This window comes from Natronoarchaeum mannanilyticum, assembly GCF_039522665.1.
Lineage (GTDB): Archaea > Halobacteriota > Halobacteria > Halobacteriales > Natronoarchaeaceae > Natronoarchaeum > Natronoarchaeum mannanilyticum.
On sequence record NZ_BAAADV010000004.1, the window covers coordinates 121,446 to 140,925 of the forward strand.

16 protein-coding genes and 1 tRNA gene are annotated in these 19,480 nt (G+C 68.1%); 8 read left to right on the forward strand and 9 right to left on the reverse strand.

What is annotated here, in order from left to right:
• Nucleotides 1–186: 186 nt before the first annotated feature.
• Nucleotides 187–681, forward strand: a complete 495-nt coding sequence (locus tag ABDZ81_RS11350) for a hypothetical protein (protein ID WP_343774094.1) — start codon at nt 187–189, stop codon at nt 679–681.
• Between the two features lie 27 nt (nt 682–708).
• Here ABDZ81_RS11350 and ABDZ81_RS11355 read toward each other — a convergent pair whose 3' ends face one another.
• The 4 genes from ABDZ81_RS11355 to ABDZ81_RS11370 all read right to left on the reverse strand — a co-directional run bounded on the left by ABDZ81_RS11355 (nt 709) and on the right by ABDZ81_RS11370 (nt 5,412).
• Nucleotides 709–1,335 (reverse strand): RAD55 family ATPase, encoded by a 627-nt coding sequence (locus ABDZ81_RS11355; RefSeq protein WP_343774095.1) that lies wholly within the window; start codon nt 1,333–1,335, stop codon nt 709–711.
• Nucleotides 1,336–1,410: 75 nt separating this feature from the next.
• The gene (locus ABDZ81_RS11360) at nt 1,411–2,064 is read right to left on the reverse strand and encodes a MinD/ParA family ATP-binding protein (protein ID WP_343774096.1); all 654 of its coding nucleotides are present in this window, start codon (nt 2,062–2,064) and stop codon (nt 1,411–1,413) included.
• Nucleotides 2,065–2,106: 42 nt separating this feature from the next.
• Nucleotides 2,107–4,947, reverse strand: coding sequence for an ATP-dependent helicase (locus ABDZ81_RS11365; RefSeq protein ID WP_343774097.1), 2,841 nt, complete (start codon nt 4,945–4,947; stop codon nt 2,107–2,109).
• A gap of 96 nt (nt 4,948–5,043) precedes the next feature.
• On the reverse strand, nt 5,044–5,412 hold the full coding sequence (locus ABDZ81_RS11370; protein WP_343774098.1) for a winged helix-turn-helix transcriptional regulator: 369 nt from the start codon (nt 5,410–5,412) through the stop codon (nt 5,044–5,046).
• Between the two features lie 265 nt (nt 5,413–5,677).
• On the opposite strand from ABDZ81_RS11370, the gene ABDZ81_RS11375 reads away from it, so the two are divergent.
• Together ABDZ81_RS11375 and ABDZ81_RS11380 are read left to right on the forward strand one after the other, a co-directional pair.
• Nucleotides 5,678–7,114, forward strand: a complete 1,437-nt coding sequence (locus tag ABDZ81_RS11375) for a sensor histidine kinase (protein WP_343774099.1) — start codon at nt 5,678–5,680, stop codon at nt 7,112–7,114.
• A 160-nt stretch (nt 7,115–7,274) separates the two neighbouring features.
• A complete protein-coding gene (locus ABDZ81_RS11380) occupies nt 7,275–9,341 on the forward strand; it encodes a hypothetical protein (RefSeq protein ID WP_343774100.1) in 2,067 nt (688 codons plus the stop codon).
• On the opposite strand, the gene ABDZ81_RS11385 is transcribed toward ABDZ81_RS11380, so the two are convergent.
• Both ABDZ81_RS11385 and ABDZ81_RS11390 read right to left on the reverse strand, forming a co-directional pair.
• Nucleotides 9,338–9,475: a DUF7503 family protein gene (locus ABDZ81_RS11385; protein WP_343774101.1), complete on the reverse strand. Its 138-nt coding sequence runs from the start codon at nt 9,473–9,475 to the stop codon at nt 9,338–9,340. The genes ABDZ81_RS11380 and ABDZ81_RS11385 overlap by 4 nt on opposite strands.
• A gap of 204 nt (nt 9,476–9,679) precedes the next feature.
• Nucleotides 9,680–10,273, reverse strand: coding sequence for a DUF7504 family protein (locus ABDZ81_RS11390; RefSeq protein ID WP_343774102.1), 594 nt, complete (start codon nt 10,271–10,273; stop codon nt 9,680–9,682).
• A 342-nt stretch (nt 10,274–10,615) separates the two neighbouring features.
• On the opposite strand from ABDZ81_RS11390, the gene ABDZ81_RS11395 reads away from it, so the two are divergent.
• Nucleotides 10,616–11,542, forward strand: a complete 927-nt coding sequence (locus ABDZ81_RS11395) for a succinylglutamate desuccinylase/aspartoacylase family protein (protein WP_343774104.1) — start codon at nt 10,616–10,618, stop codon at nt 11,540–11,542.
• Here ABDZ81_RS11395 and ABDZ81_RS11400 read toward each other — a convergent pair.
• Nucleotides 11,539–12,864 (reverse strand): KaiC domain-containing protein, encoded by a 1,326-nt coding sequence (locus tag ABDZ81_RS11400; RefSeq protein WP_425541910.1) that lies wholly within the window; start codon nt 12,862–12,864, stop codon nt 11,539–11,541. The two genes, ABDZ81_RS11395 and ABDZ81_RS11400, sit on opposite strands and share 4 nt — an antisense overlap.
• 597 nt (nt 12,865–13,461) lie before the next feature.
• Here ABDZ81_RS11400 and ABDZ81_RS11405 point away from each other — a divergent pair.
• The 3 genes from ABDZ81_RS11405 (at nt 13,462) to ABDZ81_RS11415 (ending at nt 15,843) form a co-directional block, all read left to right on the forward strand.
• On the forward strand, nt 13,462–14,286 hold the full coding sequence (locus tag ABDZ81_RS11405) for an NAD(+)/NADH kinase (protein WP_343774107.1): 825 nt from the start codon (nt 13,462–13,464) through the stop codon (nt 14,284–14,286).
• A 96-nt stretch (nt 14,287–14,382) separates the two neighbouring features.
• A complete protein-coding gene (gene mptA, locus ABDZ81_RS11410) occupies nt 14,383–15,309 on the forward strand; it encodes a GTP cyclohydrolase MptA (protein ID WP_343774108.1) in 927 nt (308 codons plus the stop codon).
• Between the two features lie 141 nt (nt 15,310–15,450).
• Nucleotides 15,451–15,843, forward strand: a complete 393-nt coding sequence (locus tag ABDZ81_RS11415; protein ID WP_343774109.1) for a DUF7522 family protein — start codon at nt 15,451–15,453, stop codon at nt 15,841–15,843.
• A 20-nt stretch (nt 15,844–15,863) separates the two neighbouring features.
• On the opposite strand, the gene ABDZ81_RS11420 is transcribed toward ABDZ81_RS11415, so the two are convergent.
• Nucleotides 15,864–16,667 carry a TrmB family transcriptional regulator gene (locus ABDZ81_RS11420; RefSeq protein ID WP_343774110.1) on the reverse strand — a complete coding sequence of 268 codons (804 nt, stop codon included), beginning with the start codon at nt 16,665–16,667 and terminating at the stop codon, nt 15,864–15,866.
• A gap of 169 nt (nt 16,668–16,836) precedes the next feature.
• Nucleotides 16,837–18,573 carry a DUF255 domain-containing protein gene (locus ABDZ81_RS11425; RefSeq protein ID WP_343774111.1) on the reverse strand — a complete coding sequence of 579 codons (1,737 nt, stop codon included), beginning with the start codon at nt 18,571–18,573 and terminating at the stop codon, nt 16,837–16,839.
• An 808-nt stretch (nt 18,574–19,381) separates the two neighbouring features.
• Between ABDZ81_RS11425 and ABDZ81_RS11430 the strand changes: the two genes are divergently transcribed.
• Nucleotides 19,382–19,464: transfer RNA gene (locus ABDZ81_RS11430), tRNA-Ser, on the forward strand.
• The last annotated feature ends 16 nt before the right edge of the window (nt 19,465–19,480 follow it).

Here is a 19,480-nt window from a genome sequence, read left to right on the forward strand (position 1 = left end):
GACATTTCTCGGCGGTTTCGCCGGCTGTGCCGCGTTTTCTTCCGACTCCGATCGGCCGACGAAGACCGCCTATTTTGCCGCCACCGATCGCGGGAGAGCGCGAAGCGTCGGACCGCTACGTGCGTTGATGAAATTGATCGACAGGCACCCCCGCCCTAAACGTGTCACGGGGTCCTACTGCATCCCATGGGGGATTCGATTTCTCGACGGGCGGTCCTCGCGGCGAGCGCCGCGGGCGCGAGTGCGCTCGCCGGCTGCGGGGGACAGGGCGGCAACGGGGGAAACGGCGGCGGTGGCGACGACGCACCGCTGCTGTCGACGCTGCGGCTCGCGAACTCGACGGATCAGGCGCTGACGGTGCATCTCGTCGTCGAGCGAAACGACGACTTCGTCCACTGGTCGACGCAGCGGCTGGGCCCGCAGAACGGCGGCGCCGACGCGGCGCCGGCGGAGACGACGGTCGAGCGCACCTGGTCCGACGACACCGGGGAGTTCGTCATCAACGCCCGACTGGACCAGCGCTCCGAGGGACGGACCGTCGACCTGTCGGAGCTTTCGGGCGATCCGAACTGCTGGGGGATCGAACTCGAAGTGACCCGGAACGGCGACTTCAACGTCTGGACGACCGAGGACCCCGAGGGCTGTCCGATCGGCGGCGGGAACGGGAACAACGAGAGTTAGTCGGAAAGCGGCGTCCAGCGCAGGTGATCAGGCGATGTCGCGGCTCGTGTCGATGTCGACCTGGTCCTGCATCTCCAGCTTGATCGTCTCGGTGAGGGCCTGCCCGCCGCGGAACTTCGGCACCGACAGCCGGTTCTCGAGGTCGGTGCCGCGGACGGTCGTCGTCAGGTCGAAGATGATGTCGGCCATGTGCTGGGTGGTGTCCCTGTTGTCCGGGGGTGCGGTGCCGTCCAGACAGTGCAGGATCGCGAGCGAGCCGGTGTTGACCATGTGGTTCTGCAGATCGTTGATGAAGTTCCGGTAGCGGCTCTGCTCGCGCTGTTCGAGCACGTCGACCGGGTCGATGATCAGGTTCGCGCCCTCCGGGAGCGCGCGGATGAGGCGGTTGGCCTGGTCGAGCGGCTCGCTCCCGCTGATGTCCCTGACTGTGGGGCTCCCCGTCGGAGCCGCCGTCGACTCGATGGCGTCCCGTACCGCCTGATCCGAGCGCTGGGTCGTCAGGTACAGCGACCCGCGGGCCGCGGTCAACTGGTACAGCAGAAGTTCGGACTGGCTCGCGGGCGACGCCGTGAAGGCGATGATGCTCCCCGGCGGGATCCCCCCGTCCAGCTTCCGGTCGAGGACGTCGATCCCCGTGTCCAGCCGACCTTCCATGCGTTCGAGCCATCTATGTCGGATTGCTACATAATTGTTTGCCCCGGCTCCGGATCGTTCCAGCGTCGCCGAGATTCAATCAACTGGCGTGCGGTTGGCGGAGCGATCTACGAGGTCGGCCAGCTCGGCGCTGGCCCGCCGGACGCCCTGATCGTCGAGCGGCGCATCGGCTTCCGGAACCGGGACGAGCCTGTCGGTGCCGAGCAGTCGGCTCGCTCCCCCCGGAACCGTCCGCGTGCGGGTGACGGCTGCGGCGAGGATCGGCGTCCCCAGCGTCTCGGCCATCGCCGCGGTCTTGGCGGCGTCGCGCAGGCTGGCGGGCGCGGCCGTCGAGACCAGCACGACGCCGTCGGCGACGCGCAGCGGACGAGCGGCGTCGCGCCCCGCACCCGCCGGGCAGTCGACCAGCACCGGCGCCCGCCTCGTCCGATCGCGCAGTGATTCGATCGTCCGAGCCTGTCGCGCCTCCGCCTCGCCAGTCGGCGCCGGGAGAACGCCGATCGGCGGGTCGCCCACGAACTGTGCGACGGCGCGCGGCGACGCGGCGTCCCCGAGCGCCGCGAGCGACGGCGTCGATGTCGCGCCCGCAAGCGCGTGGAGGTTCGGCATGTCCCAGTCGGCGTCCGCGGCCAGCGGCGTCGCGTCGCGGCGCCGGGCGAGCGCGCGAGCCAGCGCTACCGTCGTCGTCGTCTTGCCACAGCCGCCCTTGCCGCCGGCGATCGCGATCACGCCGGGTCTGGCGCGGCATCGTACAAAAACGTCCGGGCGACGTTACTCGTCGGTCTCGACGGCGCCGAGGTCGCGGTCCGCGTCGCTCGACGCCCTGTCGTCCGATTCGCGGTGACCGTCGCCGATCTCGTCGACGACGCGCTCGTGGAAGTTCCGGAGGACGGCGCTCTCGTCTTCCGCGAGCACGACGTCGCTGGCCATCAGCGTCGCGAGGCCGAACGCGCGGGGCGACGGCGAGTCGACCGGCCGTCGGACGACCTCGATCTCGCCGGCGCCGATCGCGTCCAGCACGGTTTCGATCCCCGCGAGGTTCAGCTTGTCTTCGAGAATCTCGCGGTACGTCTCCTCGATCACCGCGAACTCCTCTAGCTCCTGTGCGAACCCCAGCAGCATCTCGCTGGACACCTGCTGTTGGCTGGCGGACTTCTCGGTCCCCTTGTAGCGCTTGAGGATCATCAGCGAGCGGGTGGCGTTGATGCGGAAGTACCGCTGGAGCAGATCCGTGCCGTCGAGGCTCTTTCGCAGCAGTTCGCGCGCGTCGTCGGCGTCCAGGTCCTCGATGATCCCTTTGATGTCGATCTTCCTGTTCAGCGGCATCGAGAGCGTGAAGCCGTTGTCCGCGACCGCGACCGAGACGTTGGCGTTGGCCGCCTGCGCGCACCGGTAGGCCAGCAGGCGCGAGAGCCCCTCGTTGAACCGGCGGCCGTAGTTCGAATGGACGTAGTAGTTGCGCTCGTACTCGTCGCGGTCGCGCTCGACCTCGATGGCGAGCCGATCGGTCGTGCTGACGCTCTCGACGCCCGCATATCTGATCTGCTGGTCGAACATCCGGGCGAGCGCGCGGACGCTGTCGTCGTCCAGCGGGAAGTTCCGGAGCCAGCGCCGGACCGACGCCGCGCCGCCCGCGTCGTAGCGATCGAGCAGTTCGCCCTGAAAGTCGAGAATCTCCCGGCCCAGATCGTACGCCAGCGGAAGCCGCTCGGAGTACCACGAGGGGACCGTCGGCGCCGCCGACGTCCGGTCGACGTACACCTTCGAGCCGCGCCGATAGCGGTACTCGAAGTGGTCGCCGCCCAGTACGAACACGTCGCCCGCTTCGAGCGTGTCGAGGTACTCCTCGTCCAGTTGGCCGACCCACTCGTCGCCCGCGCGGGTGAACACGTCGCAGCTGAAGGAATCGGGGATCGTCCCGATGTTGGTCATGTAGATGACGCGCGCGAGGCGGCCGCGCTTGCCGATCAGCGGCTCGCCGACCGGGAACTCCTCGTAGTGGTGCTCGCCGCCGGGCGGGTCGTTCGTGTCCCGCCAGATCTTCGCGTACACGTTCCGGTCCTCCATCCCCTCGTAGTCGGCGGTGAGATACCGGGCGAGCTGCTCCCAGTCGGCGTCGTCGTAGTTCCGGTAGGGGTAGGCCCGCCGGAGAATCCCCACGACTTCGCTCTCCGGTCGGATCTCGGCGATCGCCATGCCGTACACCTGCTGGGCGGCGACGTCCTGGGCGTTCTCGGGGATCGAGACGCCGTCGACGAACCCCTCGTCGGCCTTCTTGAGCATCACGGCGCACTCGACCAGTTCGTCGCGATCGAGCGCGATCACCCGGCCGGTCACCGTCTCGCCGACGCGGTGGCCCGCGCGGCCGACCCGCTGGAGCAGGGCGGCGACGGACTTCGGGCTGCCGACCTGCACCACCAGGTCGACGTGGGGCATGTCGATGCCCAACTCCAGGCTCGTTGAGGACGTCACCACGTCGAGCGAGCCGTCCTTGAGCCGCTCCTCGACGTCCTCGCGGACCTCCTTCGAGAGGCTGCCGTGGTGACAGCCCGAGTTGTCCTCGTCGTAGTCGTCGAAGCGCTCGCGCAGGTTGTGGAGGATGCGCTCGGCGCCCGAGCGGGTGTTCGCGAACACGAGCGTGTTCGTGTGGTCCCGGATCTGCTCGTGGAGGCGCTCGTAGAACCGCTCCTGAATCACGTCGCGGGGCGTGTGGATCAGGTCGTCGGTCGGGCACTGGAGTTCGACGTCGAACTCGCGGGCGAACCGCGCGTCGACGATCTCGTACTCCCGAGGCGAGCCGTTCGGTTCCTCGCGGCCGACCAGAAACTCCGCGACGTCCTCCAGGGGCTCGATCGTCGCCGAGCAGCCGATCCGCGTCGGCGAACCCTCCGCGAGCGCCTCCAGGCGTTCGAGGCTCACCGAGAGGTGCGTGCCGCGCTTGCCCGCCGCCAGCGAGTGGATCTCGTCGACGACGACGTACTCGACCGTGCGAAGCTTCTCGCGGAACTTCGGCGAGTTGAGCAGGATAGCGAGCGTCTCCGGCGTCGTGTTGAGGATGTGCGGCGTCTCCTCGAGCATCCTCTGACGGTCGCTGTCGGAGGTGTCTCCGTGACGGATCGCGTGGCGGATGCGGTCGACCGCGGCGGCGTCGGCGGTGACGTCGTCGTCGGTGCCGCTTTCCGCGTCGTCACCGACACCGGTGCGACGCCGCTTTGCAATTTCGCGGATCCCTTCCAAGGGCTCGGTCAGATTTCGGTGGATGTCGTTGGCTAGCGACTTCAGCGGCGAGACGTACAGGCAGTAGACGGAGTTGTCGAGCCCGTCCTCGCGCTCGCGGCGGAACAGCTCGTCGATAATAGACGTAAAGCTCGCGAGCGTCTTTCCGGACCCCGTCGGCGCGCAGATCAGCGCGTTCTCGCCCTCGTGGATCAGCGGGACGGCCCGTTCCTGTGGCGGCGTGAAGAAGCCGCCGTTCTCCGCCACGTACTCGCCGAACTGGTCGATCCACCACTCCTGGACCGACGGTTCGAGCAGATCGAGAACGTCACCGTCGGCGACTGCACCCGGATCGGCGTCGATATCGGCCGATTCCAGCCGCTCTCTCCATCCCATCAGGGATCACTCGGGACCAGCCGCGTAAGTGCGTTTGGTCCCCGATCCTTTGGGTTTGCCGCGGGACGGCGGCGCGCTACGATCGTTTTCGAGGGATTACTCGGAGTTCTCGTCGGCTGCGTCGGCGTCGGCGGCATCCTCGCCGCCGCGGGCCAGCGCCTCGCCCGTCTGGGCTCCACTCTGCGTTTCGAGACGCCGTTCGATCAGGGCCTCGAAGTCCGGCGACGTGTCGTACTCGTCCCGACAGCGCAGCGCGACGCGCCCGCGGTCGGTGACCTCGTACAGTCCCGAGCGCTCGGCCGGCCCGATCTTGCGGACCAGTCCGTAGTCGTCGAGCACCGGGAGACGATTGTTGACGTTCTTCCGGCTCTTTCCGGTGATCTGGGCGAGGTTCGGTGCGACGTTTCGCCCGTACGCGTGCAGCGCTTCGAGAATCAGGAAATCTGTTGGTTGACGGAGTTTCACGGTGTCGCTCCCTGGAATAGAGTACGTTCCCCACCTGATAAGTAAGCTCCCCTTTAGTCCCGGCAAAAACGGGCAAATACAAAACCGAACGCGATTGCCATCGGTAATTATAAGTGGAAATCGCCGTATGAACTGTTCATGGCCGGCGATGCCGAAGCCAGCCGCAATCGGAGCGCTGAACCGGCGGCGATAACGGCTGTAGCGGGCCATGGAGCGGTCATGTCAGAGCGCCGGACGAGCGGGTTGCGGTGCGAGAGGCTATACTGTGACTGAAAACGTCTCGACGAACAGACGGTCGGCGGCGCGCGACGGCGGATCCCGGGGCGAACCGAGGCGTATCGCCGTCGCCAGCGGCATCGACGACGCCGATCGGATCGCCGCGATGGCGCCCGACGAGTGTGCGGTTTCGCTGGGATCGCCCGGCTGTATCGACGGCGTCGATCTGTGGATCGCGGACGACTCCGCGCTCGAATCGCTCGAAGACTTGCCCCCGAGCGGGGACGGCGTCGACCCGTCGATCCTGTTCGTCGTCGACGACGAACAGCTCCCCGACGACTGCTGGTCGACGATCGACGACGTGGTCCGGCGGCCGCTCCGACCGTCGGTGGTTCGCCGGCGCATCGAAAACGTGCTCGGCGTTCCGGGCCCGGACGCCGCGGCGTCGACCGCTCCCGCGACCGAGCGGGTCGGGATCGACTGCGTCTCCCAGCCCGTCGTGACGGCGCGCATCGAGGACGGCGAGCGCCTCGTCTGCGGGGTCAACCCCGCCTTCGAGGAGCTGTTCGGTTACGACGCCGACGCCGTCGTCGGAGAGCGGCTCTCGGAGTGGGTCGTTCCGGTCGACGACCGGTCGGCCGCCGCGGAGCTGGTCGAGCAGGTCGATCGCGGTACCCCGGTCGAGCGGATCGTCACGCGTCGGACGGCGACCGGTCGTCGCGACGTGGCGCTCAAGATGCTCCCGGCGGCCGGCGGCCCTGTCGACGCGTTCGTCTGTTACGACGACGTCACCGACGAGCGGTGCCGAAAACAGCAGGTGACGGTCCTCAACCGCGTCCTGCGGCACAACATCCGCAACGGGATGAACGTGATCCTCGGTAACGCAGAGCTGCTGGCCGGGCGGGTCGACGACCCGACGACGCTCGAAGCGGTGCGCTCGATCGAAGACGCGGCCGAGGATCTCGTCGAACTCGGCGAGACCGCCGGCTCTCTCCAGACGGCCTGGGACGGAACGGAGCGCGGCGTCCTCGACGCCGTCCGACTCGTCGAGCGCGTCCGAACGAACCTTCGCTCCGACTCGTCGACGTCCGGAATCCGCGTCGAGGCGCCCGAGAGCTGTCCGGTGCTCGCGGACGCGCACCTGGAGACGGCCGTCCGCGAACTCTGCGAAAACGCGCTTCGCTACGCGGGAGAGGACGCTCCAGTCGTCGTTCGTGTCGACCGGCGGAGCGCTTGGACGGAGATCACCGTTTGCGACCGCGGTCCGGGGCTCCCGGAAGCCGAGCGGGCGGTGCTTCGGGGCGACGACGAGACGCCGCTCGAGCACGGGAGCGGGCTGGGCCTGTGGATCGTCAACTGGATCGTCACCAGTCTGGGCGGCGAGATCGCCGTCGCCGACCGGGAACCGAACGGGACCGCGGTGACGCTGTCCCTGCCGTCGGGCCCCCGTCCGGCCGATCGGCCCCCCGCCGAGGTCACCCGCTGACGCTCCCGCTTTGCAGCCGACGATTCCGTGTTTCCGCAGACGGCGCGGGGATTCCGGGCCGCCCCGGTCGTAACTGGTCGGTACCTTTATTCTCGCGCTACCCGTTAGCTACACCTCGAATGGACGGTACCGCCGGTTCCCTGTGGGGGGTGTCACTGCAGTGAACGTCGCGTTCGAGCCGCTGTCGGCCCCCGGCCTCGAGTTGATCGACCCGATCGAACGGGTTCGGTACTCGCTGCTGACGGACGCGCCAGTGACGCCCTCGTCGACCGACCCCGGCGCCTTCCGGTTCCCGGTCGACGACGCGGTCGAAATCGAGTGCTCGGCTATCACGCTCCCGACGGTCGCGCCCGTCATCGTCAGGAACGAGGCTGGCGAGGTCGTCGCGAGCGCGGAACACTTCTCCCACGAGGAACTCCCGCAGGGAACGTACAGCATTGAGGTGTCCGTCCAGCTTCGGATCTACCTCCAGGTAGAGAGCGACGTCACGATCTCCTCGGAGACCGAGCGGACCTCGATCGAGTTCGGCGAGCCCACTCGGGTCGCCGTCGGCGGGCGGTCGAAGCACGAACAGCCCGCGGCGACGCTGACGACGACCGACGATCCGGAGGACATCATGCGCGCGGTGACGGCGCTGAGCTCGTCGCTCAAGACGACGACCGCCGAGCGCTCGCTGCCGACGCTGCGCGGGCATCCGCCCGCGATCGAACTCGGCGACGAACTCTCGATCCCCGAGGAAATCGAGCCGGCCGACACCGGCGTCGCGATCGAGCTCCCGCCGACCTACCGCCACATCTACCCCGCCGCGACGCTGGCGTACTACCTCGGCGCAGAGCTAGTGCCGGGCGAGACGGCCCGAATCGTCACCGACGACGGATTCGAGCGCGATCTCGACGGGCCGGGCGGATTCGAGCGGGAGGTCGTCCGGGCGCTCAAACAGGTGTTCTTCCTCGACTGCGTCACGCGCACCGAGGGGCTGTACCCGATCGACCTCCACGAGCGCCAGCTGCTGGAGCACGAGGTCGACCTCTCCTTCCCCGAGCTGTACGAGGCGCCGCTGTCCCGGCAGCTCGAAGCGTATCTCGACGTCCCCTACGAGGCTGTCGAGGAACTGCTCCCGCAGTGGAAGCTGACGACCCACGTCTCGCCGACGCCGGAGAGCATCGAGACGCTGCCGTACCTGGTCAACGATCTGGCGGTCATCCGAACGGCGGAGCCCCAGCAGGTGTCGGCGTCGTCGGTCGAAGAGACGGGAATGGGGGCGTACACCCGCGGAGCGGCCGAGACGTCGGGCGGCGACGCCGGCGACAACACCTACGTCCAGGTCGAATCCGACGACGCCATCGAGCAGGCGTGGGTCGGCGACGAGACGCCGATCGGCGTCAGCAAGGCGACGCCGGAGGCCTACCGCAACCGCTTCGACCGGGAGCCCTCGACCGGCGACATCGCGATCACGGTCGTCTGTAACGACGATCGCATGGACGAGGAACGCGACATCGTCGACGAGGTGTACGGCTCCCGCGCGGACCTGCCCTTCGAGGTGGCCGTCGAGCGCGACCTGCGAACGGACGAGCTGGCCGACGTGTTCGCCGAGCCGGCGGAGTTCCTCCACTACGTCGGCCACATCGACGACGACGGGTTCCGCTGTGCCGACGGCACGCTCGACGCCGGGTCGCTCGACGAGATCGGCGTCGACGCGTTCCTGTTGAACGCCTGCCAGTCGTACGACCAGGGCGCGAAGCTGATCGAGGCCGGCGCGATCGGCGGCATCGCCACGCTCAGCGACGTGATCAACAGCGGCGCCGTCCGCATCGGCTCGACGGTAGCACGCCTGCTGAACTGCGGCTTCCCGCTCCGGGCCGCCCTCGAAGTCGCGAAGGGCGAGAGCATCGTCGGCAGCCAGTATTTGGTGATCGGCGACGGCGGGCTCACCATCGCGCAGGCGGAGAGCGGGACGCCGCTGCTCGCTCGCATCGAACCGGCGGACGGGGATCGCTACGAGCTGACGTTCGAGGCGTACGCGACGACGTCCGGCGGGATGGGCGGGATGTTCATGCCGATCATCGAGTCGAACGAGAACTTCTATCTCAACTCGGGGGACAACGCGTCCGTAACGGTTTCAGAGCAAGAGCTACTTCAGTCTCTTGAGCTTGAAACATTGCCCGTCAGAATCTCGGGCGGACTACACTGGAGCGACGAAGTCGACGCTGAAACGCTGAATTCTTAATCGATCGTCATCGCGATCGCCGCCGAAGCACTCCCGACTTGCGTTAGCGCCACCAGCGCAGCGAACAGCACGCCGGCCAGCCGCGGGTGGTTCTTGAGGAACGACGCCATCTGACTTCCATTGCCGTTGGACATGGTACATCGCTACAAAAATGGCGAGAGAATATAAAAATATTTAAATAATAAGTACATTAAACAAAGTGGATTTTGTATACTATTTTAGAAAATATCTCGCTAGGGGCGCGAGCGGGCGTTTACGGGGATTGGAGCCCGTAGTTTCGAGATAGCTACGGGATAGTTGCGACTCGCGGATGTGGTGCTACTAGCAATAGCGCGTTGCTATTCGGTCGTCCGGACGATCCACTCCCCGTCGAACCGCTCGACGACGCCGTCGAACAGCGCCGCGAGCGTGTTGAGGTCCCGCGGCTCGTGGGCGGTGGGATCGATGTGGAAGTGCGCGACGGCGTCGGCCGCGCGGACGCGGCCCGCGAGCACGTGGAGAAAGCGGAACGCGCGTTCGAGATCCGAGTGGTCTAACAGGTCGGTCAGCGAGTGAAAACACAGGATCGTCTCGCCGCCGTCCGACAGAAAGCCGCTGATCTCGATGCCCAGCGAGGAGAGGTCCGCGGGATCGTCGATCGAGACGACGTCGACGTCGCCCCGCGACGAGCGAACGTCGCCGTGGTCGCCGACCGCGAGGAGGCGTTTTCGTCCCGTCGAGGGGTGGTTCGCGAGCTTGTCCAGACAGTCGGCGGGATCGGGGGAGAACTCGACGACGAGCACGTCACCGGTCGGGTCCGCGCTCGCGGCGAGGTCTCCGCAGAGTCCCGACGGCGTGTCGTCGCCCGCGTCGTGGACCAGAACGCTCGCTCCGGGGTCGAGCGCTCCGGGAACGACGTCCTCGCGGGGCGTCTTCGGTTCGCGTCCGGCCATAACGGAGCCACGTGACGGACACTCATATAATTATCCGTACGACGAAACAATTCGTGACGAAGGACTATTATCGCCCCTTCCAAGGAGACACATATGGAGGAGACGAGCGGGCACGACGCCGCGGAGCAAAGTCGTTCGAGAGAGGGCGATGCCCTCTCTCGTGATCACGAACGATCGCAGAGCGATCGTTCGGACGACTCCGCGAGCCCTGACTCGCAAACTCGTCAGGACACCGGTGAGCGGGGCTCATCGAGCCCTAACTCACAAGCTCAGCAGGATGCCGCGGAGCAAAGCCCTCGTTCGCAGACTCGTCACCACGCCGAGCGCGTCACCCTCGCACGTTTGCCCTCGGGCGTCGAGGTCGCGACGACCGTCCACCGCTACGACGGCGCCGAAGCGGGACCGACGGTGTACGTGCAGGCGGCCCAGCACGGCCGGGAGATCAACGGCTCGGAGGTACTCCGTCGAATCCACGATCGACTCCGTCGCGACGCGCTCGCGGGGACGGTGATCGCGGTACCCGTCGCGAACCCGCTGACGTTCGATCGCGTCTCCTACACCGCTCCGGCGGCGCTCGACAGCGTCAACCCGAACATGAACCGCGTCTGGCCGGGCGACCCCTCGGGATCGCTCCACCAGCGGATGGCCGCCCGGCTCTGGGAGTACGCCGGCGACGCCGACGCGATCGTCGATCTGCACACCGGCAGCCCGGACATGCTTCCGCACGTCGTCTACGCCGAGGGCGACGCCGACGCGCGCTCGCTCGCCGCCGCGTTCGGGACCGACCTGCTGCTCGCGGAACCGGCGGGCGACGACGCGCCCGACGAGTGGCGTGCTCGCGGCTTCGACGGCAAGCTCCGCGTCGCGGCGGCCCGCGAGGGGATCACCGCGATCACGCCGGAACTGGCCCACAACAAGCAGCTCGTCGATCCCGCCATCGAAACCGGGGTGACCGGCCTGCTGAACGCGCTCCGGCACCTGAACGTGCTCCCGGGCGACGTCGAGGACAACGGGACGCCTCGCCGGGCGCGCAACCACCTCGGGAGCGTCGACGCCGAGGCCTCGGGGCTGTTCCGGGTGACCGGCGAGTTCGCCGTCGGCGATCGGATCTCCGAGGGGACGACGATCGGGACGGTGTACGACCCGGCGACCTACGAGTCGCTCCAGACTGTCCGGGCCGGCCAGGACGGTATCCTGTACGCGCTCACGCGCGAGGCGACCGTGACGGCGGGCGACCGGCTCGCGGGGATCGCGCTGGTCGACGGTTAGAAAATGTTCGCCTGCCGGTAGACGTTGATCCCCTCGTTGGTGATCTCGTAGGGCTTGGTCTCGCGGGAGTGGTTCGCGTCGCGGATCTTCTGGATCTCGATGGCCAGCCGCGTCTCCCTGAAATCCGAGGGTCGGACGTACTGGAGGACGAACACGGCGTCGGTCAGGTACTCGACGATGCCGTGCCGGGACGCGAACGCCGAGTCCTCGCTGGCCTCGCTGGTCAGCAGCGTCGTGACGCCGGCGTCCTTGAGGCTCCGCGTGAAGTCGTAGATCTCGTTGCGCCGCACCGCGCGGTCGTCGTACATCATCTCCAGGAGCGACACCGAGTCCAGCACCAGCCGCGAGGCGCCGAAGTCGCGGATCAGCCGCGGCAGCTCGCTGCGGATGCTCTGGAGGCTGTTTGCCATCTCGACGGGATCGATGTCGACGACGGCGAGCTGGCCGTCCGCGGCGTACTCGTCGTAGGCGAACCCCTTCTCGGTCGCGCTGCGGATCACCCGACTGCGGGACTCCTCTAAGGTGATGTACACCGCTCGCTCGCCCTGTTCGAGGCCCCGCTCGAGGAACTGGAGCCCGAGCGTCGTCTTCCCGGTGCCGGCGCTGCCGATCGCGACCATCAGCGACCGCTCGGGGACGCCCCCCTGAATCATCGCGTCGAGCCCCTCGACGCCGAGTTCGATCCGCGGGATCTCCGACTCGTGGGCCTCGTCCTGCTGCTCGAAGTCCGAGCCGGCGCCGGGCGCCCCCACGTCGTCGAGGTCGCCCAGCGCGCCAGCGTCGTCGGTCGCCATGTCGAACTCGCCGCCACCGCCGCCGAACTCGCCACTACCGCCGCCGCCGAAGCCGCTACTACCGCTCCCGAAGCCGCCGGACTGTCCGCTACCTGATGGTCCGCCCCCGGGTGATCCCTTGTCGGACTCGCCGGGCAGATCCGGCGCGTCGCCGAGCGCCGACGCGAAGTCGGTGTCGAAGAGGCCGCCGTCGTCTCCCTGATCGTCGCTCGGTTCACGCTCGTCCGTGGGCGTGTCGGCGCCCGAGACCTCGGAAGCCGGCCGCCCCGCGTCGGCGTCCGGGGCCTCGGAATCTGGACGCCCCGCGTCTGCGTCCCGACGAGCCTGCGAGTCGGGGCTCGAAGCGCTCTGCGCGTCGGCGTCCGCCGGCTCGGCATCGGCGTCCGCCGAGTCCGCGTCCGTCGTCCGGCCTCCATCGAACTCGTCGTCCTCGCCGGGTTCCGGCAGGTCGTCGAACGTCGCGTCGTCGTCCGGCTCCGGGAGATCGTCGAACGCGGCGTCGAACTCGCTTCGCTCGTCGTCGGCGATATCCTCGAACGCCGCCTCCAGGTCGTCGGCGCCCCGATCGGCCGACTCGCTCCGCGCCGCCGCGTCGGGATCCGGTAGCTCGTCGTCGAGGTCGTCCGGCGCCCATTCGCCGGAGAAAAGGTCTTCCCCGTCCTCTCCGGCGTCGCGGAGCGCCTGCTCGAACCAGTCCTCTTCGGCGTCGCGCCCCCCGTTCGCGGGCGCTTCGGCGTCGCCTTCTTCGGGAGTCTCGTCGTCCCGCCCCTCCGGATCGTCCGCCCGGTCGTCACTCACTCTGCCCACCTCCGGGGAGGGTGTCGGACCGTCTCGATTTCGGAGTGGGACTCTCGCACCGACTCGGAGCGGCGGCTGGATGCGCGCCGACCCTCGGGCGGGAGTGTTGGCTATCCATGGTTCGGTGGACGCAGGACCCGCCCGGCGTACTACTCCGGTCGAGCCGTGTGCTACTCAGTAGCCATTCGCCCCAGTCAAATTAAGGTTGCTGCCGGGGTGGTCGGACGAGCCGCCGCTCCGGGACGTCGCAGTTCGGTCTGCGGCGCCGATCAGCGCCGTCGCGACGCCAACGCGGAGTTTTTCAGCCCCCGGCGCAACGTCGAACACATGAACGTCGGGATCGTCGGGCAGAAAGGCAACGAGCAGGCCGCCTCGCTGGCCGGCGAGATCGCGGCCACGATCGGGGACGACGGCGTCGAAGTGCGCCTCGACGAGGCCACGGCGGCGGCGCTCGATCGGCCGGGCGTCGACGTGTCTGCGATGGCCGACTGCGATCTCGTGGTGTCGATCGGCGGCGACGGGACTTTCCTGTACGCCGCGCGGGGCGCCGGGACGACGCCGATCATGGGCGTCAACCTCGGCGAGGTCGGCTTTCTCAACGCGGTCGCGCCGGTCGACGCCGTCGACGCCGTCACCGCCGAGGTGGATCACGTCCGCGAGACCGGCGAGGTGCGCTTCCGGGAACTCCCCCGCCTGCGGGCGAGCAACGACGACTGGACCCTGGAGCCGGCGATCAACGAGGTCGTCGTGCAGGGCCCCCAGCGCGGCCACGGCAACGGCGCCGAGCTCACGGTGCGCGTCGACGGGTCGACCTACTCGACGGGCCACGCCGACGGCGTGCTCGTCGCGACGCCGACCGGCTCGACGGCCTACAATCTCAGCGAGGACGGGCCGCTGGTCCATCCCGAAGTGCCGGCGATCGTCGTCACCGAGATGTGCGGCGCCGAGTCGATGCCGTCGCTCGCGGTCGACGTCGACGCCGACGTCGAGATCGAACTAACCGACGCGCCGAGCGGGTACGTCATCAGCGACGGACGCACCAGGCGGGAGATCGACTCCGGGACGACCGTCGCGGTCACGGCCGCCGAGGAGCCGGTGCGGATCGCCGGCCCGCGGGCGAACTTCTTCGAGGCGCTCGCGAAGCTGCAGTGATCCGACCGGTGTCGTGACGGGGAGCGCTGGCGGTCGCGCGCGTCGATATTCGCGCTATCGAAAGGCCTAATCGCGTACCGTCGTAACGGCGATTCAATGAGTGAGCAACTGCCGGACGTACAGGCGACCAGCCCCGACGTGGCGGTGGGGCTGAACCGCGTGGGAGTCACCGGCGTCGAGAAGCTCGTGAAGATCGCCCGGCCCGAGAAGCGTCCGATCGTGCTGATGGCCGAGTTCGAGGTGTTCGTCGACCTGCCCTCCTGGCGCAAGGGCGCCGACATGAGCCGCAACATGGAGGTCATCGACGAAACCCTCGAAGCCGCCACGCGCGAGGAGGTCCACCGCGTCGAGGACGTCTGCGGCGAGGCCGCCGAACGGCTGCTCGACAAGCACGACTACACCAGCGAGGCGATCGTCTCGATGGAGGCCGAACTCGTCCAGCGCGAGCAGACGCCCGCCTCCGACCGGGAAACCCAGAGCACCGTCGACATCCAGGCCAAGGCGACGGCGACGGACGAAGGCACCCGCGAGGAGATCGGCGCCACCGTGACCGGCATGACCGTCTGTCCGTGCTCACAGGGGATGTCGGAAGCCCGGGCGCGCCAGAAGCTCGAACAGCTCGGCATCGAGGACGAGACGATCGAGGAGTTCCTCGACGAGGTTCCCCAGCCCGGCCACTCCCAGCGAGGCCACGCCACGCTGACCGTCGAGAGCGACGGCGCACCCGACGTCGATCTCACCAATCTGATCGACGTCGCCCGCGACTCGATGAGCGCCCGGATCTACAACCTCGCCAAGCGTCCCGACGAGGACCACATGACCTACCAGTCCCACGCCGACGCCAAGTTCGTCGAGGACTGCGTCCGCGCGATGGCCGACGGCGTCGTCGACCAGTTCGACCAGCTGCCCGACGATGCCGTCGTCACGATGAAACAGTCCAACGACGAGTCCATCCACCAGCACAACGCTCACGCCGAGCGACGCGTCGAGATGGAGCAGCTGCGGGAGGAAGTACAGAGCTGAGCGCTTGGGGTGGCTCTCTGCGAGCCGACACCGAGATCGTCAGGGCGTCGGGTCGCAGTCCGCTGATTCTCACTAGTTTTCATCCCGTCAGGAACGATAACTGAAGCTGGCTTTAAATTGTCAAGAATGCGTTGATCACGTATGCCTTCTGTCGACGTGGTCGAGGAACCGATCCGGGAGCGGGTCGGATCGGACCTCCGCGCGATCATCGCGTACGACGGTCGCGAGTACGACTGCACGCTCCGCGACGATCTGGCGGAGCAGTACTCCGAGTCGGAGATCAGGCGGATCGTCAACCGGTCGATCGTCATCCAGCTCGGCGTCAGGGACCACCCGTCGAGCCTGAAGACCGGCGACCTCGACGCCCTCGTCAGGACCTACGAGGACGCCTGGCTCGTCGGTTGTCCGGCGCCGAACCGACGCAAGTCGGGCGTGCTGGTCTCCGTCGCCCGGAACGGCGGGGACGCCACGTTCGCGGACGTCGACGAATGCGTCCGGGTACTCGAAGACGCCGTCGACGAGGCGATCGCGTAGCTCTCGGCCGCCGAATCGGCCTAAAACGACAGCGTCTCGGCCGCCCGCCAGCGCGGGACGAACTCGTCGTGGACGTCGGCGGCGAACTCGGGATCTTTGAGATCGATCATCGCGAACGCCTCGTCGGCCGCCAGCGGGTGGGGCACCTGAACGCAGACTTCGACGCCGTCTAACAGGTTGAACGTCCCCGTCACGTCGGGGCTGACCCGAACCTCGTAGTTCTCGGAGGGCGAGAGCGTCTGCCGGTGGCGTCGACCGACGCTCTCGGGCAGCGAGTCGACCAGTCCGGGCGTCAGCAGTACCTTGACGTCGACGCCGCGGTCGATCGCCTCCTCGAACTGCTCGGCGACGAGGTCGCCGATCTCGTCGAGTTCGAACAGCGAGGTCTGGTCCGAGGCGACGAAGACGATCCGCTCGTCGGCCGCCGAGAGTCGCTCGACGAGCAGGTCGGCGGTCTCCTCGGCGCCGACCGCCGCGGTCCAGAACTGCTCCTCGACCGGGTCAGCGGCGTCCAGTTCGTCCGAGAGATCGTCGACGATCTCCTCGTACTGGTCGGCCTTCTCCTCGAGCTCCCGTTTCTTGTCGTCGAGCAGCCGATCCAGCGCGGTCGCGGGCTCGACCGCGACGTACTTCTTGGGCCGGCTCGCGGTCTGGCTGCGGACGAGGTTGTACTGCTCGATGCTATTGAGAACGTCGTAGATCCGCCCCATGGGCACGTCGCTGGCCCGGGACAACTCTTTGGCGGTTGTGGGACCGGTGTTCAGTAGCGCGCGATACGCGCGCGCTTCGTACTCGGACAGCCCGAGGTCCCGCAGACTTGCCATACCGTCCTGTCACTCTCGAAGGGTTATAAACGCACCGGAGGTTTTCGGGGGTGCCGGTGCTGGTTCGGAACCGCTCGTCGGCGTCGACGCGGCGCTGGACGTCGGGTTCGTCGTCCGGACGTCGACAAGTAGATCGGACGCCGCCGGGAAGTTGACGGGACGCCGACGGTCAGTTTGCTTCGGACCGCTCGTCGATCAGATCGCTGACTCGCGCTTCGAGCTGCTCGGGCGTCTCGGCCGGTTCGGCTGTCGCCGCGGCGTCCTCGCGAGCCTGCGAGCGAGGGCTCGACGAACTCCGTTCGTCACCCGTCACGATCGACGCCGCGGCGGTACCGTCCTCGACGCCCTCGGCCTCGGGAACGACGACCTTCTCGTGGTCGCCCATCCGGAGCGCGGCGCGGTGGAGATCCGAGCCGGCGTCGTCGCCGACGCGGATCACCAAGGTTCCGTTGAGCAGCCGCGAGGCCGCCGAGCCGTAGCCGGCGACCTGCGGGCCGAAGCGGTCCCACGCGCCCGCGAACGCCTCGATCGTCTCGCGGGCGACGTCGCGGTAGCGGTCCTCGCCAGTGAGAACTGCGAGGTCCAGCAGCGCGTCGGTCATTTCGACGTTGCCGTCGAGCGGTCGGAGCGGCCGGTCGAGCAGCCCCTCGCCGTTCGCGGGGCCGTCGCGGAACGAGCCCTCGTCGTGGAGCTCGTCGATCGCGGCGTCGGCGACGCGCTCGGCGAGTTCGATCGCTCGGCCGTCCAGCGCGTCGGCACCCAGCACCTCGCGGGCGGTCGTCAGCGCGGCGACCGTGCGAGCGTGATCCGCGAGGAGGAGCGCCTCGCCGACCTCGTCGGCGTCCTCGGGGTCGCGGAAGTGGACGACTTCGCCGTCGTCGATCAGGGTCTCCGCGAGGTAGTCGAGCGCTCGCTCGGCGTACTGACGGGCGGCGTCGTCGTCGGTGTAGGCGTGATACGTCAGCAAGGCGTCGACCGCCAGCGCGTTTCGGTCGGCGAAGGGCGTCGGGTCGACCGGCGGCTCGTCGGCGGCCTCGCGGTCGGTCGGCTCGCGCGCGTAGAACTCGGCGCCGGGGCCGGCGGACTGGCTCCCGGCGAACGCGTCGCCGGTCCACAGCGTCGTGGTGAGGTACTCGATCGTGTCCGCGGCTGGCTGGCGGTACTCCTCGCGCCCGGTGTAGAGGTAAGCGTTGGCGAACGCTCGCACGAGTGCGGCGTTCGTGTCGAGCATCTTCTCGTAGTGGGGCTCGCTCCAGTCCCCGCCGGCGGCGTAGCGGTAGAACCCGCCCGCGTAGTCGTCGAGCAGGTTCGCGCCGACGGCGTCGAGCGTCCGCAGCGCCTGCTCGCGCTCGCGCTTGAGCGCGAACTCGATCGTCCGGGGCATCGGGAACTTGGCGTCGGCGCCCCAGCCGCCGGCCTGCTCGTCGTACGTTTCGTGAAGCGCACCCAGGAGCTGCTCCTCGATCCTCGGGGTGAGCTCGCCCGCCGGCGTGGCCTCGCCCTGGAGGCTCCTGGGGACGCGTCCGGCTTCCGCGCCCTTGCCGTCCCACATCTTCCGCACGCTCGTGATCACTTGGCGCATCCCGTCGGGGCCCAGATAGCCCGCGCCGGTGAGCTGCTCGCCCTCCGGCGTCAGGAACACCGTCGAGGGGAACCCGCCCATGTTGTAGCGCTCGCGCACGCGGGGGTGGCGGTCGACGTCGACGCGCACCGGGACGAACCCGTCGTTGACGTTAGCGGCGATTCGAGGCTCGCTGTACGTCTCCTCGTCCATCTCGTGGCACCACGAGCACCACGTCGCCGACAGCGACAGCAACACTGGCTTTCCGGCTCGATCTGCGATCTCGAACGGCTCTGGACCCCACTCGTGCCACTCGACGCGGGTCCGCTCGGCGCTCTCGTCCATGTCTCTGGCTACGCTCGCGCACCGGTAAGCGCTTCGGGATCTAGCAGTTGTGATCGTAATCGGGCGATACGTCGGACGAGGGTTGTGACGAGAACGTTTGCAATCGCTCTCGGTGAGATTTTTCGATCCGACCCGGCCGACAACGCCCTGAAAGCCCCCGCCGCGCTCGACCGGTTGCGGCTCGCTGCGCGCTTCGCTCCCTCCGGTCGCTCCAGTGCTTGCTTCGCCTCACCGGCCGAGCGCACCGGCCCCTTTCATTCCCACCCACCGCAACCTCGTCCTCCCCAACCGATTCGCTCGCTCTGCTCGCTCATCCCTCGCGCGCTACTGTCTCGCCATGAAAGGCTCGACAGCACGCGCCACCGCAGCCCCGCGGCCGGGCGCGGCCTCGTGGCGCGCCGACGGGGAAGGGCCGGGCCGCGCGTGGTCGCCCGTGGCGACCCGCGCAATGCGGTAGCGGTGTCCTCGGCGGACTGAAAGGGCGAGGTTCGGTCGGCGGCGGTCCGGCGGCACTATCCGAGCGTAGCGAGGATATCCGCCAGAGCGCCGCCGAGCGGGCCGAGGGCTTTCGAGGTGGTCCCAGTCGGTGCTGCCGCAATCATCCCTGAGAGCGAGCCGAAGGCCTTCGAGTCGGTCACCGTTACAACGTCATCCGAGCCAACTAATCCCAAACACGCTACCGACGGAAATCACGCGAAAGAGGGCGGCGCGATTCGTTGCGTTTAAGTACGGCACCGGGGAAGGTAGGGCTGCAATCAGATGTAGGGGCGATCGGGTCCCGAGTCCGCAAGGGCGACAGTACAAGCGAGTCGTGGTAGCCAAGCGGCCCAAGGCGCATGGTTGCTAACCATGTGGCGTAAAGCCTCCGGGGTTCGAATCCCCGCCACGACGTGAAGACCGTCGGTCG

What these genes read in the sequence shown, in the direction of transcription:
- ABDZ81_RS11405 (WP_343774107.1), top strand. Translation starts at nt 13,462, where the DNA reads ATGAACGTCGGGATCGTCGGGCAGAAAGGCAACGAGCAGGCCGCCTCG.
- mptA (WP_343774108.1), top strand. Translation starts at nt 14,383, where the DNA reads ATGAGTGAGCAACTGCCGGACGTACAGGCGACCAGCCCCGACGTGGCG.
- ABDZ81_RS11425 (WP_343774111.1), bottom strand. Translation starts at nt 18,573, where the DNA reads ATGGACGAGAGCGCCGAGCGGACCCGCGTCGAGTGGCACGAGTGGGGT.
- ABDZ81_RS11420 (WP_343774110.1), bottom strand. Translation starts at nt 16,667, where the DNA reads ATGGCAAGTCTGCGGGACCTCGGGCTGTCCGAGTACGAAGCGCGCGCG.
- ABDZ81_RS11385 (WP_343774101.1), bottom strand. Translation starts at nt 9,475, where the DNA reads ATGTCCAACGGCAATGGAAGTCAGATGGCGTCGTTCCTCAAGAACCAC.
- ABDZ81_RS11415 (WP_343774109.1), top strand. Translation starts at nt 15,451, where the DNA reads ATGCCTTCTGTCGACGTGGTCGAGGAACCGATCCGGGAGCGGGTCGGA.
- ABDZ81_RS11350 (WP_343774094.1), top strand. Translation starts at nt 187, where the DNA reads ATGGGGGATTCGATTTCTCGACGGGCGGTCCTCGCGGCGAGCGCCGCG.
- ABDZ81_RS11365 (WP_343774097.1), bottom strand. Translation starts at nt 4,947, where the DNA reads ATGGGATGGAGAGAGCGGCTGGAATCGGCCGATATCGACGCCGATCCG.
- ABDZ81_RS11355 (WP_343774095.1), bottom strand. Translation starts at nt 1,335, where the DNA reads ATGGAAGGTCGGCTGGACACGGGGATCGACGTCCTCGACCGGAAGCTG.
- ABDZ81_RS11390 (WP_343774102.1), bottom strand. Translation starts at nt 10,273, where the DNA reads ATGGCCGGACGCGAACCGAAGACGCCCCGCGAGGACGTCGTTCCCGGA.